Below are 17,278 nucleotides of genomic sequence, written 5' to 3'. Positions count from 1 at the left end.
TTCTATGCCTTATCCTTAGCTTTTTTTCCAGTATAACACGAATTTTACGAATCAAAAAAAGCGCCGAAGCGCTTGCTTATTCTATTCATTCGCCAAGTATTGTTCCCCAATCAGCGCTAAATTATCACTAGCAATTCGAGCCCCATTGGCTGGTACCTGTCCACCAAATTGGGTACCGGTATCCTTAGGATCCAATCCTAATTGGTTACGAATTTTATCAGTTACCCGTTGTTTTTCAGTTTTAGGTACCATTTGATAAGAAATACCGCCATACATATCCAACTGACCTTGAAGGTTATCAGAAACCTGATTTTTCGCAGCAACTCGATATGAGGTAATTAATTTCAGGACATTATCAAAAGAAATATCAGTTTGGGCATTTTTAGAAACGGTCTTAATGAACTTAGGATTAGTCAAACTCTTAAGATTAACTGCCTGTTTCATAAGAGCCTTTAAGACCAAACGTTGTCGCAATTGACGACCATAATCGCCATCAGGGTCATCATAACGCATCCGTGAAAAAGCTAAGGCAGCATCGCCATCCATGACAGTTTTACTCCTAGACCAAGTCTTACCATTATCATCAGAATGCTCATAACGGGTACTCCCCTTATGGAAACGATACAAATTCGGCCCTTCGGCATGGGCAGTCTCTTGACTATATTGGAAATTAAGCGGTGAATCCACTGAAACCCCACCAACTTGGTCGACTAAACTTTCTAAGCCCTTCATATTGACCAAAACATAAAAATCAATTGGCACATTTAAATAGTTTTGTACAGTCTGCATGGTTGCACCAACCCCTTCAATCGGATAGGCAGCATTCATTTTTTGTGGGAAAGTTTCTTCAGCACCGACAATTGATACCATAATATCACGTGGAATCGAAGTCATAGTTATTTCTTGTTTGGTTGGATTTACAGTCAAAACCATCATTGAATCCGTCAATCCATCTCGATCTCTGTTTAACTCGCCTACATCGGTTCCCAAGACCAAAACTGAAAATGGCTTACCCTCTTTGACCAATTGGTTGACATCCCGGGCTTTAGTGATTTTAGCCGAATGCTGCATGCTTTCAACTGAACTTTTAAATTCAGCAAAGAAAACGGCACTTACGCCAATCGCTGCCACTAGCAGGATTAATAAAATCCAGCCAAGCCAGCGTGTTCGGCGCCGACGGCGTGGCCGACGAGGCCCTTTCTCGTCAAAATTAGCCTCCTCTTCTTTACGGCGCGAAGAGCGGCTGTAGTTATTTTCGTCCATGGTCTGTCTACTCCAATATTTAGATACAAATATTATACCTTAAAGATTATCACGTTGCGAACAGCTCAATTAACAACAAAAAAGACCTCTAAAGAGATCTTTTAGTCTTAATCATTTGCGAGCGCTTCGATTGTATTTAAACGAGCTGCTTTACGCGACGGTACAAAACTTGCCGCTAAGGTAATGATGATACTAATTACTACTGCTTCTAAAACATTAATAGCTGAAATATGAACAATATTATAAGTAATCAGTGAATATAGAAGTTTATTCATGACTGCTTGACCGATAAAGGCCAAAATAATGCCAATAATCGCGGCCACAATCGCCATCAATAAGGCTTCATTAGTAAAAAGATATTTAATGTCACCTTGACGAGCACCTAAAGCCCGTAAAACGCCAATTTCCTTCGTTCGTTCGGCAACTGACATATAAGTGGTCACAATAATCATAATGGCCGAAACCAATAGTGAAATGCCAGAGATGGCAGCCAAAACATAAGTTGCTAGATTAGTAATACGGTAAATCGTTTCTAGGACATCATCCATGGAAGCAGCAACGAAAGCTTGCATACCATTAATTTTGATTGAATTAATTTTTCGAACAGCTGCTTTAACGTTGGTAGTTTTATCTATTTTAACCGCCACAAAGTTTGGATCGGTCAGTGCCCCGGCTGCTGCCAATTCAGCTTTCATTTCATCATGGGAAACGGCAAAAACTTCAGCCGCTTGATTACCATCAGTAATACCAACCACCTTTAATTTAGCCGTGACTGGTACTGGATTGTTATCAGCATCAACAGCCGCATATTCAACTTGAATTTCTTTATCAATAGCCTTAGTCCAATTGGAACCAATCTTGTTTGCAAAATTTTTAGACACAACTATCTCGCCACGATGCAGTGGTTCCCGACCTTTTTTTAGCAATTCAGTCGATAAGTTTGGTGCCCAAGAACGGAAATTCAATCCTACTTTCACATCTCCATAGCTAAAATTAGCTGCAGCTAACATATAGGCCGGATAAATCTTTTCCACATGTTGCGACTTACTTAATTTGTCTAAGTAATCAGAACTGATGGTAGTGCTAGCATAATTAGTCGCCATCACTTTTTGCGTATTGTCAATTTGTTCAACCGCGTTCAGTTTACTATCCTTGGATAAATTACGGTAAACAGTTGGATAATCAGGATTAGCTAACTGACCAACCTGTTGATTAATATACCCTTGAACCCCATTTCCTAATCCTAAAAATAAGATTACCGAGAAAACACCAATCGCTGATCCCAAAATGATTAACAAACTTTGAAGCCAGTTATAACGTAAATGTTCATAGGCCATTGACCAAATCGTTGTTGGTGATAATGGTCGGGATGTTAAATGGTACATTGAATTTTGAATCCGATGATGCTCATTTAAGCTCCGATCACGGGCAATATGACCATTTTCCATATATAGGATTCGGCTACTATGATCAGCAACCTCCTTCGAATGGGTCACCATTATAACCAACTTACCTTCTTCGGCAATTTGGCGTAGTAAGACCAACACCTCACCAGTGTTAACAGAGTCTAAAGCACCGGTCGGCTCATCAGCAATGATAACATCTGGGTCACCTGCTAAGGCACGAGCGATAGCGACACGTTGCTTTTGACCTCCCGAAAGTTGAGAAGGATACTTATAAACATGTTCTCCTAAACCAACTTTTCGAAGAAGTAACTCTGCTCGTTCATGGCGTTCCGTAGCACTCAAGGTGGTCATGTTCAAAGAAGTTTCGACATTTTGCAAATTAGTCTGATAGTTAATTAAATTGAAGCTTTGAAAAATATAACCAATTGTTTGACGCCGATAATTATCCAGTTGCCCCGCTTGATGATGGTCTAAAATATGCCCATCAACCACCACTTCGCCCTGAAAATTGCGATCTAAACCACCAATTATATTCATTAATGTGGATTTCCCGCCACCAGATTCCCCTAAAATTGAAACAAATTCACCTTTTTCAAAAGATAAATCAATTCCCTTTAAAACGGGAAATTCTTGTTTTCCTAAGTAATAGGATTTGGTAATTTTATGTAGTTCTAAAAATGCCATTAGCCCGTCACAATCTCACTTTCAACAGCTGCTTTATCATATTAAATCGGCTAAATTGTGATGAAAATAAGCCCTCTTTACATACCAACCCATTATAAACTACTAAGGAAACCTGTCAACATTAGGAATGCTTTTTAGGAAAGTTTTTAAAATCACAAAAAAGCTACTGCATAAACAGTAGCTTTAAATAAAGTTTTTTAATAATTAACCAGCGATTCCAACGATAGTTGAACCAACTACAGCAAAACCAACACGGCTAAATGATGCATTAGTCACCCACAAACGGTGGCTAGGAGTACCATTAGTAATCATGTTTGTTTCGTTGTACCATGCATCAACAACTGATGATGGGTCGAAGCCGATAGCAACAACTTCAGGTCCGGCAACTTGTTGGAAGTGTCCACTTGGCAAGCCGTTATTAGCAGCAGCTTCTTGTGCACGAGCTTGAGCAGTTGCAGCCAAGCTAGCATCATAACGAACTGGAGCCAAACCAAGAGCAGCACGCTTAGCATTCATAGAATCAACCATAGCTTGGATTGAACCATCAGCACCAGCTGAGTAGCTAGTATCAGCGCTAGCAGTACTTGGTGTTGCAGCAGCAGTTTGTTGATTTGCAGAAGTTGCATCACTAGCAGGTTGCTGTGCTGCAGCTGGGGCAGTTGATTCAGAAGTAGTAGTAGCACTTTGAGCTTCTACAGCTTGGCTAGTTGCAGCTTGAGCAGTTGAGGCTGCAGGAGCAGCAACGGCTGGCGTTGCTGACTTCTTAGCAGCTGAACCATCAACCTTCAAAGTATCACCAGCAAAAATCAAATCCTTGTTAGCAATACCATTCAAGTCAGCAAGAGCATCGGCAGTAGTGTTGTTGTCCACAGCTAACTGTGACAAAGTATCACCAGCTTTAATAGTAACGTCATCAGCTGATGCTGAAACACCAGCTGCAGTAAAGGTAGCGGCACCGGCAGCGGTAGCCAAAATTGTATTCTTGATATGTTTCTTCATGAGAATAATATACTCCGTTTTGTTTGTTTTCTACTTATTATCTTGTACCACAAGTTAAAGTCTTAACCTCTGGACATTTCACATTCTACCGGTAATATATAACAAATATTTTTCTAATATATTTCTATAATATTTCAAACATTTCTTAAATATTACAATAAATTGGGTTATAAGTTTAATAAAAGACTGCCGTAGGTGAAGCCTGCACCAAATCCAGTTAGCAGTACTTTTTTACCTGAGAGATTTTCCCGTTGATTGAGCTGATCAAAGGCCATGGCAATTCCCGCTGAAGAACTATTACCATACTGCTGCACATTGCAAATAAATTTTTCAATTGGTTGCTGTAAATTTTCAGCAATTTTTTCAATAATACGTAAATTGGCCTGATGAACAATGTAGTAATCAATATCGTCTGGTTGCAGATAATCTTTTTGTAAAAAGGCCTTAATGTGCTCCGGAATTAATCCGGTAACTTCTTGATAAACCAATCGACCTTCTTGGGCAAAGGCATCAATCTTAGGATAATTATCTGCCGAGAGACTTTGGAGTGGCATAACCCTACCAGAATGCACTACATGATCATTTCCAACAGTATGTAATTCTTCCCTTACCACCTGTTGGCCATTGGAATCAGCTTGCAAAACTACAGCACCAGCACCATCCCCGAAGAAAACAGTACTAGCTCGATCTTTAAAATCCATCATCTTAGAATTTACTTCAGCTGCAATTACTAATCCATATTCACCACTACCAGATTGTAAAAACTTATCGGCGGTACTTAAGCCAAATACAAAGCCTGCACAGGCCGTTGATAAATCATAACCCCAAGCATTAGTGGCACCCAAATTACGTTGAACTAAGGCCGCCGTTGACGGAGCCAAACCATCTGGTGTAAATGTTGTCACGATAATAAAAGCAAGTTTTTCCGGACTAAGATTAGCACGCTGCAAAGCAATTTGAGCTGCTTTGGTCGCTAAATCACTGGTATTTTCACCTTGTAAGGAGACACGGCGCTCCTTAATACCAGTGTGGCTTTGAATCCATTCATCAGTAGTATCAATTAATTGCGCCAAATCATGATTGGTCACTATATCTTCAGGGACATAATGTCCACTGGCTATTATCCTAGTTCCTGGCATGTTCTTCCCTTACATTTATAATTTATCCATCAATTATAAAAACTAATATTAATCTAACATAAAAAGCCCCTGCGGGCTTTCTTTTTATTTAGTTGGCTTTCAAAGTAGCTACTCGCTGTTGAGTGGCAGCCAATTTACTTTGCCAATCAGCCAATTTTTCACGTTCACCATCTACAACCTTAGCGGGGGCAGAGTTAACAAATTTGTCGTTACTTAACTTACCTTGAGCACGTTGTACTTCCTTAGTAAAGCGATTAATTTCACCTTCCAAGCGGTCAATTTCAGCATTAATATCAATCAAGCCAGCAAGCGGCACATATACTTCAGCACCAGTGATAACTTGTGACATAGCCAAGTGCGGCACTTCAACATTTTCATCAATAACTAATAACTGTGGATGAACAAAACGATTAATATAATCAGCATTTTCATTGAAAATTTCTTTCAATTTTACATCATTAATTTTGATTAAGACGTCGATTTTCTTAGACATTGGTGCGTTGGCTTCGGCACGAATGTTACGAACCGCAACAATCAAATCCTGGAGAGACTTGAAAGCTTCTTCAGCGTCTGAATTAGCTAACTGCGCCTGAGCGGTTGGATAAGCCGCGATAGCCAAATCGGCGTCCTGACCAGCTTGTTGTGGCATTTCTTGCCAAATTGCTTCAGCCATAAAGGGCATAATTGGCTGTAACAAGCGTAGTGTTTGGTCCAAAACATAGGCTAAAGTTTGTTGAACGGCAGTCTTATCACCTTCACCATTCAAAGTTTCCTTAGTCATTTCAATGTACCAATCCGCAAAATCAGACCAGATGAAATTATACAGTTCTCGACCAGCCTCACCGAATTCAAACTTTTCAAAATTACCGGTTACCTTAATCACTACACTATTCAAACGAGACAAAATCCATTTATCAGCTAGGCTTTGTTGATCAGCAACTGGCATCTTTGCCTCAGTATCATCATCCAAATTCATAATGACATATCGGGCAGCATTCCAAATTTTATTGATAAAGTTCCAAGCCGCGTCCATCTTTTTATAAGTAAACCGAACATCTTGTCCTGGAGTAGAACCAGTAGCTAGGAACCAGCGCAAAGCATCAGCCCCATACTTTTCAATAACGTCCATTGGATCAACCCCGTTACCAAGGGACTTGGACATCTTACGGCCTTCACCATCTCGAATCAAACCATGAATCAAAACATTTTTAAATGGCCGTTCTCCGGTAAACTCTTTTCCTTGGAACATCATCCGAGCAACCCAGAAGAAGATAATATCATAACCAGTTACTAAAGTATTAGTTGGATAATACTTCTTGAAGTCCCCCTCCAAATCATTAGGCCAACCCATAGTTGAAAATGGCCAAAGCGCAGAAGAGAACCAAGTATCTAGGACATCAGGATCGCGTTCCCAATCAGCTCCAGGAGCTTCTTCTCCGACATAAAGCTCTTCTTGAGCAGTTCCTTTATTTTTATACCATGCTGGAATCTGATGTCCCCACCATAGTTGACGAGAAATAACCCAATCACGGATATTTTCCATCCAGCGCGTAAACGTATCTTCAAAACGACCTGGCACAAAGTTAACCTTTTCATCAGGATTTTGCTGCATAGCCAAAATCTGTTTAGCCAAAGGTTCCATTTTAACAAACCATTGCGTTGACAAGCGCGATTCAATTGGAACCCCAGTTCGCTCTGAATGACCGACCGAATGAGTCAAAGGATCAACCTTTAACATGTAGCCGTCATCTTCTAAATCCTTGACAATCGCTTTACGAGCTTCAAAACGCTCCATACCAACATATTTACCGGCATTTTCATTTAAATGCGCATCTTCAGTCATCGTGTTAATGCGTTCCAAATTATGACGATTTCCCACCTGAAAGTCATTTGGATCATGGGCTGGTGTAATTTTAACCATCCCTGTTCCAAAGTCTTTTTCAACATATTCGTCAGCAATGATTGGCACAACGCGATCAACCAAAGGAACCTTAACTTGCTTACCAATCAAGTCCTTGTAACGATCATCAGTTGGATTAACAGCAATCGCCACATCTCCGAACATGGTTTCTGGACGAGTCGTAGCAATTTCAATATAATCTTTTCCATCAAAAGTCGTACCATCAATAAAGGGGTACTTAACATGATAGAAAGCTCCCTGATCATCTTGATAAATAACCTCAATATCCGATAGAGCCGTCCGAGCTTGTGGATCCCAGTTAATGATATATTCACCACGATAAATCAAACCCTTATTATAGAGATCAATGAAAACCTTATTAACAGCCTTATTCAAACCTTCATCTAAGGTAAAGCGCTCACGGTCATAATCTAAGGATAGGCCCAGCTTACCCCATTGTTTTTTAATGGTGCTAGCATATTCATTTTTCCATGACCAAACCTGTTCAACGAATTTTTCGCGGCCTAAGTCATAGCGGCTAATACCTTCACCCCGCAAACGTTGCTCCACTTTAGCTTGCGTAGCAATACCGGCATGATCCATTCCGGGTAGCCACAAGGTATCAAAACCCTGCATTCGCTTTTGGCGAATAATCATATCTTGTAAAGTAGTATCCCAAGCATGACCTAGGTGTAACTTTCCAGTTACATTAGGTGGTGGAATTACCACAGAATAAGGCTCAGGTTCATTACCCCGAATCGCCTGGTTAGCTTCTGGAGCAAACAGTTTTTTACTAAGCCAATGCTGGTAGCGCCCATTTTCAACTGTATTGGGATCATATTTGGTTGACATATTAACTTCACGCATATAAATTCTCCTCCTAATAAAAGCGCCCTAATCAGCTAAGATTAGGACGCTTACACGTGGTACCACCTAAATTGCCATCGTCTAGATGACCACTTAAATATATTTTTAATTAATAAAAACCCTTAGCAACCTTCAGCAGTGTCCTAACTGGTTTACACCAACCACCAGCTCTCTATAATAGCGACGTTTGCCTATTCCTCTAAGATGCTTTCAATCTTATACAAATAACTAAACTGCGTCAAGCATTAAATTTATTCGTCCGACCGACCTTTACCAAAACGGAAACGGAATTCAGATATAATTCCAATTATCACCGCTACCCCGACGATTAAAGCAAAGGGCCACCAAGGTAAGGGTTTATTAGCAGCTTTATCCTTCTTATCTTTTTTAATAGCTGCCTTCGGCGTTACTTGAGGCTTATTTACCTCAGAAACAACCGAAGAGCGACTCTCTTGGATTGACATAGATTCTTGACTACTTTCAACACTAGCTTGCTCACCAGTCATTACACCACTATTATTACTACTATTACTGTTATCACCCTTGTTGTCATTGGCACTGGCATTTGAATTATTGGCGTCGTTTTGACTCGTAGCAGACTTATTATCTTTTTGATCACCACCAGGGACAGGAATACCATTACTATTAAATTCAATATCAAAGGCATATACATGATCGTAACGGATGGCCGGGATATTAACTGACATATGTCCAGTTAAACGTTGGCTCAAAGATGTCGCCGTAAATGTGAATTGATATAAATCCGTGTTGTCTTGGGTACTCTTTGAAACCGATGGTGTTTGCCCATTAAACTCGGTTACCGTAACAGGAAATAGCCCCAAACTATGTTCAGTTTTAACAACCAAGGTCACTTCATAGTGATCACCCACCAAAGTAGCACGACCAGGCTTTACAAAGTATTGATCCGCCATTGAAGTGCCAGTACTACCATTTTTGAGCACCCGATAAGAAACACTAAAATCTTCTCCATCAGCTGCTGCAGAATTAGAAAACAACAAGCAAAACACACTACTGAAAAGTGCAAGGAGTCCAACCCCCCACAATTTATTTAACCTCATAATTCCCCCAGTTCAAGATATTTACTTAAATATTTTTCAAACTAAACCAATTTAAAAATCACCCTATTTTATTCGCTAACGTGAAAAAGGCACAAACGCCCTAACATTGATTATTTTAAGTTTTTAGTACTGGGAATGCAACCTACAAATCAAGGGTCCTTTATTAAAAACCAAAGCGATTCATATCGGTAAAGCTGTGATAAGATAAAGATGATAAATATGAACCAAATCAAATAGGGAGATAGACATGAACAAGAAAATAATGGTGGTTGCGCTAGCAGCCGTTTTATCCGGTGGTGTAACTTATGGTGTTAGCGCCCAAACTGGTGTCTTTCATCACGGCACTACTAGCAAAGTAAGTTCTAGTAGTAAGGATGATACTAAAAATAGTGATAGCCAAACAACAACCAGCCAAGCTGATAGTACTAGTACTGCTAAAAGTAAGGCCAGCTCAAGTAGTAGTATGGCCAGCCAGTCCAAAGATAATACAAAAGCAACATCATCTACCGGCCAAGCCAGTCAAATGACTTATTACTACAATGGTTTTAACCTACCCAAGTCAGTTACTTTAACCGATATAAATGGTGCAAATCCAAGTATCAGCTTTGATGGTTCAAACTACGCTAGTCAAAATACTAATCCCATGTCCTTTAGTGCTCAAGTCAGCAGCATCAGCGGTAAAACAGTTCGAGTCTTTAGTGCCACTGATAATTCAGTTCAAACCGTCCAGGCCATTCAGCAAATTAGCGTTGTAAAACAAATTGCTGGTCCAACCGCTGGTCCTGATATGGCACACGCTACTTTTTACATGGTAAAAGATGGCACTGGTGCTACTCATCTAGCATCTCCTAATTTTGCTGGTAATGTCAGTGATGATCAACGCGACGTCATGATTGAGCTAGCTCAATAAATTAAAATAAAAAAGCAAGCGTTGGCTTGCTTTTTTATTTTAATCAGCAGCTTTGGTGCTGCTTTCGGAACTTGAGGAAGCTTGCGGTGTAGTAGTCGATTCACTGCTAGCTGCACTAGCACTTTGGCTAGCTGATGGTGTACTTGGTTGACTAGCTGGTTCAGTCTTTGACCCCTGACTGCTAGAACCATAATTGTTATTAGTAGCTGGCGTATTATTAGTAGCTCTACCATTGCTACCCGTCTGCCCGTTGGAGGAATTATTGGATGAACCAGTATCCCGATCATGAACAACCGAATAATTTTCACTGGCTTCAGCAGCTTTTTCACTTGCCAAGCTACTACTACTAGAAGAGGACTTACTACTTTTATGAGAAGACTTGGATGACTTACTAGATGAGTCACTACTGTCACTTTTATTAGAAGTTCCGGAGCTTTGACCAATCATATAAAATCCTAAAATAATGAATAAAACAACAAAAGCAATCCAAAACCAGGCCCGCTGATAAAAATGCTTTTTAGGCAGTTGTTCCTCCATAATTTTTCGACGCTTACTTCTTGAAAGCATTCAATTAAACTCCTTCATTATGATTACTTTAATTTAATGATTAATACGATTAATCATGGCTCGAATTTCGTCTCGAAAATAAAATCCAAAAATCAAGACAACTACTGGCCAAGGACTATATTGAACAATTACTAGTAGTAGTTCTCCGAAGTAGGCAAAAAAAGCTGCAATCCACTTACCAAAAAAAATTTGTAATAATATTAATCCCAAAATAGTAATTGGCAATATCAACCACTTTGTCCACTGAAAATTGGGTACTTTTGTTTCTTGATAAACCCGCTGAGCATTATTTTTAGCTTGTAGCGAGGCCAAGTTCAATTTTTCCTGACCCACTTTGGTCCAATGCTGGGCCTCAGCCTTAGCCTGCTCCCAAGCAGATTGGATGGTTTGGCTGGTGGAAGAACCACTGCTACCGTAATTACGCTGCACTCTAGACCCAACCTGCTCCCCAGTTGATTCAGTTGCATTGTTAGCCGAACTTTGAAAAGATTGTGAATCAGAGACAACTTGGCTGTGGCTTTCAAGTGATTCATTTTCATTATTAGACATATAATCTCCTTCCCCATCAAAACCATTCGCTTTTAAGGAACTCTGTCCATTATTTTAGCAAGAATCATCTAACCATGCTAGCTATCCAGTATAAATCATAAATAAAAAGGCTATCCAATCGAATGGATAGCCTTTTTTAAGTTATCTTACCAAACAAAGAGTCCAACAGTTGCTGCTGATACTAGTGAAACTAGTACACCAGACAGCAACAAGTAAGGCACGTTTTTAGCAATTAAATCATTCTTTTCACGGTCGACCAAACCCTTGAAACAACCGATAATCATGCCAATAGTAGAAAGATTGGCAAAGGAAGTCAAGAAGACGGTCAAAACAGCACGATAGTGAGGGGCAAATGAAGAAATCTTAGTGGTAACTTCTCCCATTACCACAAATTCATTAGTTACCAACTTAGTACCCATGTACTGAGCTAACGGGAAGACATCCTTAGGCTCAACCCCCATCAACCAAGCAAATGGATAAAGGATGATTCCCAAAATGTGTTCCAAAGTTAACCATGGATTAAACATCATCAAAATCTTATCAACTAAAGCAGCCAAGGCCACAAAGGCAATAACGTTAGCTGCAATAATCAAAATCAACTTACCTGCATTCAAAATTGAATCACCTAAGAAGGAGAAGAAAGGTTCCCGCTTAGTTTGTTGTTCAACATCTTGTGCCTTATCATTTTCAGCAACTTCTTGAGCCAAGGCCTCTGATCCAGAAGCAACATCCTGACCCTCAACTGGCAAAGCTTCCCCACCAATAGTAGCAATCACATCTTCTTCTGGTGTAACTTCAACAGGATTTAAGATGTTAGTAATAATCAAAGCGTTAATGACGTTGATTGGCACCGCTGTCAAAATAAATTGTCCGGGCATCATACTTGTATAAACACCAATCAATGAAGCAGTCACACAGCTCATCGACATCATTGCTAAGGTTAAGTTACGCTCAGCCTTCATACGCTTCAACTGTAATGAAGAAACCGCCAAAGCTTCAGTGTTACCAAGAAACATCATTTCAACAGAGAAAAAAGACTCAAACTTAGGCTGACCACTTAACTTAGCCAAAACTACACCAATCCACTTGATGATGAAAGGCAAGATACCGAAGTAAGTCAAAATATCAAACAATGGCACAATCAACAAGATTGGTAACAAAGCACTGGTGAAAAAGTTCATCTGCTTAACGCTCACCCAGTCAGCTACCGCAAATCCGATTCCCTTATAGGCCACAGCAACTAACTCAGTAAAGCCATTGGCTGCAGCTTCAACCATAGCACGACCAATTGGAAAGCTAGTCAAGAACCAAGCCAAAACTAGATTAAACAGCGACATAATAATCACTGATTTCCATTTAATATTGCGACGATCTTTTGAAAAAAGTACTGCAATTGCCAAAAAGATGATTAACCCCACGATGTTAATGATGAGATACATAACATTCCGCCCTTCTTTTCCGATAATATTCGCTAAAACACTAACATTGTACCATAATAACGCTGTTTTTAACCGGTATTTGCCATTATAAAAGCCCTTTATCTTTTTAATCCAAATCTTTGACTTTACTAATAATTTAACCTATTATTATCATAATTTTTAAAAGAAGTGCGAACATAGGTTTAAACTTTTATAATGAACACCTTAAAAATAATCAGATTTACTGCGGGAGGATAATCTATGGTTCAGTCACTACTACATAAAACAGGTGCTATCAACCCACTTTTCCAGGGTCTCTTTGGATTGGAAATTGAAGAACATCGGGTACAGATTAGTCGAAGCAGCCTTTCTCAGCTAGCTCACCCAACTGCCTTTGGTGATCGCTCCTTTCACCCCTACTTTCAAACTGATTTTTCCGAAAGCCAAGAAGAATTAGTAACGGCGCCACATAAAACCAGTCAAGCGGCATTGCAACAGTTGCATGAATTACAAACGATTTTAACCAGTCACCTTTCCGATGATGAAATTATTTGGCCCCTGTCAATGCCACCGCATTTGGCATCCGATGATCTTAATTTTTTAGCAAACCACTTCGAGCGAACTTGGTATCAAGCCTATCGAGATTTTTTAATTAAGCGTTACGGTTATTACCAACATATCATGACTGGGGTGCATATCAATTTTTCAATTAGTGATGATTTAGTTAATCAATATCAAGCGACCAACCAGATTGCTGATTCAGGACAGGCGAAAAATCAATTATATTTTAAAATTGCTCAACATATTGTGGCTTACCGTTGGTTTTTAACCTATTTATTTGGTGCCAGCCCAGTCAGTGAAAATCCTGATGATACAATTCCATCTCAAAAACAGTCTTTACAACCCGTTCGCTCTTGGCGGGCTAGTCAGTATGGTTTTAAGAATCAACCTAATATCCAAATTGGCTATGCTAGCTTGGCAGAACACTTACAACAATTAGCGCATGCTTTAAACACTAATTTACTTTATGATCGCAGTGAATTTTATGGTCCAGTCCGTTTTAAAAACGCTGGTACTATCGCTGATTTAAAGCAAAGCGGTCCCGATTATCTTGAATTTCGGATGTTTGATATTGATCCTTTTAGTCTTGACGGTATTTCGCAAGAAGCGCTTAGCTTACTTCATCTCTTGATTATTGACGCACTAAACCAAGATCAAACATGGACAGCTAGCGAGTTAATAGCTGCTGATGAGTCCAACAATGAGGTAGCGCTAGCCCATCCCAACCAAACATTGAATAATGAACTTCAACAGCAGGCTAGCGCTTTATTAATCCGTCTACAAGCTATTGTGCAACAGGCACCGGCTTCATTACAAAAGGAGTTTGAACAAGCCATTACGTATGCAAAATCAGCTCTTGCAACACCTACAAAGACTGTTGCTGGACAACTGGTTAACTATATTGAGGATAATTCTCTATCAACCTTCGCCCTAGAAGAAGGACAAAACTGGCGTAGCCAGCATCAAATATCCTTAAATCAGTTCAAGTCGGTGAATGAAAATCTAGTATCAACTTATATTCAAGCACTAACCTTAGGTTTCAAAACTAAAGCGCAAACCCCTGACCAACTAAAATTAAACTATCAAGGTAAAAGCTGGTTAATTAACGAACCGTTAGATTTAAAAACACTACTCAATCAATAAAGCTGCCCCGCATAAACGAGGCAGCTTTTTATTCATTACTCTTTTTTACCCAAATAACGACGAGGAATACTCATCAAAACAATAGTGGACAGAATTAAAATGATACCGATCACTTGAACCAAGGCTAACTTAGTATTTAAGAAGATAACTGACAAAACAGTCGCTACCAAGGGCTCAATCGTTCCTAACAAACTGGCATAATTAGCCTTTAAATGACATAAACTCATTACATAAAAGGCATAAGGAAGTAACGTACCACCAATAATGATGATTAAAATAAAAATCCAGTCTAGTTGTACTAACTGCTGGGGACTATGCCAAATTGGCTGAAAAAAGTTAACAACCACACCACCAATAAATAGGCCCCAAGCGGCAACTAAAAGGGGGGAGTAATTTTTTAATAAAGGCCGTGGTAAAAGTGTATAGCCTGCTAAACCAAAAGCCGACAAAATCCCCCAAAAGAGAGCCTGGTTGCCAATCGCTAGGGTCGAAAATTGTCCATTCGTTGCCAGCAAAACAACGCCTAACAGGGCAAGGATAAGCACAATCACATCAATTCGTGAGGGCAGAGTCCGACTAATCACGCTCAAAATAATGATAATAATAGTCGGCCCTAATGACTGTAAAACAGTGGCCGTAGCAGCATCCCCATAATAAACCGACAAGAAAAAACTTGATTGGGCCAGTAAAACGCCCAAAATACCAAATAGAAGAGCCGAAACGACGGCGCGAATATTGGTAAACATTTCAAAAATCTGCCAACCATTTTTCATAAATAAAATTATGAGTAAAATGAAGCCTGACCAAAACATTCGCGTACCGACTAACCACTCCGGATTAATGGTCGTTGATTGAAATAAAAAACTGGCTAAGACACCGCTCACACCAAATAGCGTGGCACTTAACACCCCATAGATAAATCCTTTAATACAGATAACAACCGCCCTCTTTTCCTCATTAATATCTCATACAATTTTAATGTAAGCTTTTACCGAGATTAATCATAACAAAAAGAGTGCTCCTATGAAAAGGAAACACTCTCTTTTTATGAAAATAATGCTTTAAATTTCTGATTTATTCCCCAATTTGAAGAGCAACATACCAACCAGAACATAACTGCTTAACACTGCTATGGGCATGAGAGCCGCATGACCATCAAATAAAGCGAGGTTGCGAAGCAAAGTTCCAGTGGCTCCGGGTGGCAAAAGCTGGCCAAAGGCACCCCAACCACTTGGCAACATTTCTGGTGCCGAAGTCAAACCAGACAGTGGATTACCTAGCAAGATTAGCGTAATGGCCGCAATGGCTAGCCCCCAATTCCCTATCACTTCTAGTAAACCTAGAACAAAGAAACCGGTTGCTGCAATACCCAACATGGCGCCCAATGATGTTAGCCAATAATTTCCATCAAAGGTACCAATCCCAAATTGAATAACTGCTATCAAGCCAAGGCCACCAATCATGGCAAAACATAGAATGGCCGCAAATTTCTGCCACTTTCCTTTAACAGCCTTAACAATGGCAACTGAACCGATCCAACCGCCCAAGGCAATTGGCAGGGCTCCTGCAGCTAAACCAGTTCCCTTAGGGTCTGCCTTTGGGAATGATTTTAGTTCTACAATTTTCACTTGCTTAGCCTGTAGCGCAGTCATACGGGCATTAATGGTTTTTAGCATAACTGGATCAGTTGCTTGCTGAGCTGTCGCTGCCAATTGCTTGGTTCCTACTACCTTTTGTTGTTCAACAATACCAGTACCAATTTGATTCAAAGCCTGAGCCACAGCACTTGAAGCCGCCGTTGCTTGATATACTGTTACATCACCGGTATCTGAAAGGGCAATGGCCCCGTAAATTTTACGCTCATCAACTTGCTTTTTTACTGTATTTTCGCTTTTATATTGTTCAACTTTAAAGCCCTTAGCTTTTAACGGTTCCGATACTTTTTGATAGGTGGGGTCATCAGGGGTAATTAAACCAATGGGTACCTGATGAACACCAGAATTAACAGCTGGCACCGAAAAGGCCGTCATCATAATGCTCAACACAGCGGTCAAAGCAATTGTTAAACCTAAAATGAATTTCCAACTTGATTTCATCTTTGTTCTCCGTTTTCTTTATTACTAGAATTAATTCTAATAATTCCTCAAAACGGTACAACCACCAATCACCTACAGATGTTGGATAAATCCACCTATACCCTATTAATAATAGATTTAATGAAGTTTGGCCCGACTTTTTTAACAATTTCAGAAAATTCAGCTGGGCTTTCTTGAAAGTCACGTTGTACCCAAGTCAGCATTAAATTAACTACCAAGCTGGCCATACTAGCAGCCAAATAAGGCTGTGGAATGTCAATATCAGTCACAATATCACTAGTAAACAGCTCGGTTTGTGCCCGTTGAATTAAACGTTGATTAAAGGTCGGATCTCCCTTACTACTCATCAATAAGTGCAACATGGTCCGATTATTGTAGACATTTTGACTCATCTGGCCAATTCGTTCTTCCACTCTTTGATTGCTCATCAGATTATCTAAATTTAAAGCCGGTAAGGAAACTAAAATATCATCTAGCAGTTCAGTCTGAATTTCAGCCATCAAATCCTCTTTATCTAGAAAATGGACGTAGAAAGTTGAACGATTAATATGGGCAGTGGCAATAATTTGGCTGACAGTGGTTTTGGCATAGCCTTTAACTTTAAGCAGCTCAATAAAACTGGCTTTAATTAGTTCGTGATTTTTTCGGTAACGGAGGTCTTTTACATTTGTCATTTATAATTAAATATCCACCTTTC

The 17,278-nt window shown here is 39.7% G+C and carries 14 protein-coding genes; 2 read left to right on the top strand and 12 right to left on the bottom strand.

From position 1 onward, the window contains the following. Positions 1-81 precede the first annotated feature (81 nt). The 6 genes from M4974_RS02580 to M4974_RS02555 form a co-directional block, all read right to left on the bottom strand. Entirely contained in the window at positions 82-1,263 is a 1,182-nt protein-coding gene (locus M4974_RS02580; protein WP_248705953.1) for an LCP family protein, read from the bottom strand. Positions 1,264-1,370: 107 nt separating this feature from the next. After that, positions 1,371-3,353, bottom strand: a complete 1,983-nt coding sequence (locus M4974_RS02575; protein WP_248705952.1) for an ABC transporter ATP-binding protein/permease — start codon at positions 3,351-3,353, stop codon at positions 1,371-1,373. Between the two features lie 204 nt (positions 3,354-3,557). After that, entirely contained in the window at positions 3,558-4,352 is a 795-nt protein-coding gene (locus M4974_RS02570; RefSeq protein ID WP_248705951.1) for a CAP domain-containing protein, read from the bottom strand. A 167-nt stretch (positions 4,353-4,519) separates the two neighbouring features. Next, positions 4,520-5,491 carry a beta-ketoacyl-ACP synthase III gene (locus tag M4974_RS02565; protein WP_248705950.1) on the bottom strand — a complete coding sequence of 324 codons (972 nt, stop codon included), beginning with the start codon at positions 5,489-5,491 and terminating at the stop codon, positions 4,520-4,522. 88 nt (positions 5,492-5,579) lie between these two features. Next, on the bottom strand, positions 5,580-8,258 hold the full coding sequence (locus M4974_RS02560) for a valine--tRNA ligase (RefSeq protein ID WP_248705949.1): 2,679 nt from the start codon (positions 8,256-8,258) through the stop codon (positions 5,580-5,582). Positions 8,259-8,509: 251 nt separating this feature from the next. Then, positions 8,510-9,337, bottom strand: coding sequence for an NEAT domain-containing protein (locus M4974_RS02555; RefSeq protein ID WP_248715735.1), 828 nt, complete (start codon positions 9,335-9,337; stop codon positions 8,510-8,512). Positions 9,338-9,584: 247 nt separating this feature from the next. On the opposite strand from M4974_RS02555, the gene M4974_RS02550 reads away from it, so the two are divergent. Beyond that, the gene (locus M4974_RS02550; RefSeq protein WP_248705947.1) at positions 9,585-10,247 is read left to right on the top strand and encodes a hypothetical protein; all 663 of its coding nucleotides are present in this window, start codon (positions 9,585-9,587) and stop codon (positions 10,245-10,247) included. Between the two features lie 39 nt (positions 10,248-10,286). On the opposite strand, the gene M4974_RS02545 is transcribed toward M4974_RS02550, so the two are convergent. The 3 genes from M4974_RS02545 to M4974_RS02535 form a co-directional block, all read right to left on the bottom strand. Beyond that, positions 10,287-10,814: a hypothetical protein gene (locus tag M4974_RS02545; protein ID WP_248705946.1), complete on the bottom strand. Its 528-nt coding sequence runs from the start codon at positions 10,812-10,814 to the stop codon at positions 10,287-10,289. 33 nt (positions 10,815-10,847) lie between these two features. Next, on the bottom strand, positions 10,848-11,363 hold the full coding sequence (locus M4974_RS02540) for a hypothetical protein (RefSeq protein ID WP_248705945.1): 516 nt from the start codon (positions 11,361-11,363) through the stop codon (positions 10,848-10,850). 146 nt (positions 11,364-11,509) lie between these two features. Continuing rightward, the gene (locus M4974_RS02535; RefSeq protein ID WP_248705944.1) at positions 11,510-12,802 is read right to left on the bottom strand and encodes a NupC/NupG family nucleoside CNT transporter; all 1,293 of its coding nucleotides are present in this window, start codon (positions 12,800-12,802) and stop codon (positions 11,510-11,512) included. 240 nt (positions 12,803-13,042) lie between these two features. Here M4974_RS02535 and M4974_RS02530 point away from each other — a divergent pair, with 240 nt between their 5' ends. Continuing rightward, complete coding sequence (locus M4974_RS02530) at positions 13,043-14,485, top strand: glutamate--cysteine ligase (RefSeq protein ID WP_248705943.1); 1,443 nt, start codon at positions 13,043-13,045, stop codon at positions 14,483-14,485. 35 nt (positions 14,486-14,520) lie between these two features. Here the strand turns inward: M4974_RS02530 and M4974_RS02525 are convergent, their stop codons facing one another. From M4974_RS02525 to M4974_RS02515, 3 genes are all read right to left on the bottom strand, one after another. Then, a complete protein-coding gene (locus tag M4974_RS02525) occupies positions 14,521-15,414 on the bottom strand; it encodes a DMT family transporter (RefSeq protein WP_256465512.1) in 894 nt (297 codons plus the stop codon). Positions 15,415-15,546: 132 nt separating this feature from the next. Further along, a complete protein-coding gene (locus M4974_RS02520) occupies positions 15,547-16,581 on the bottom strand; it encodes an ABC transporter permease (RefSeq protein WP_248705941.1) in 1,035 nt (344 codons plus the stop codon). Positions 16,582-16,676: 95 nt separating this feature from the next. Beyond that, a complete protein-coding gene (locus M4974_RS02515) occupies positions 16,677-17,255 on the bottom strand; it encodes a TetR/AcrR family transcriptional regulator (protein WP_248705940.1) in 579 nt (192 codons plus the stop codon). Positions 17,256-17,278: the final 23 nt, after the last annotated feature.

It is taken from the genome of Convivina praedatoris, assembly GCF_933208495.1.
Taxonomy (GTDB): Bacteria; Bacillota; Bacilli; order Lactobacillales; family Lactobacillaceae; genus Convivina; species Convivina praedatoris.
Note: the sequence above shows the minus strand (reverse complement) of the source record. Positions and strands in the feature narration are given on the sequence as shown.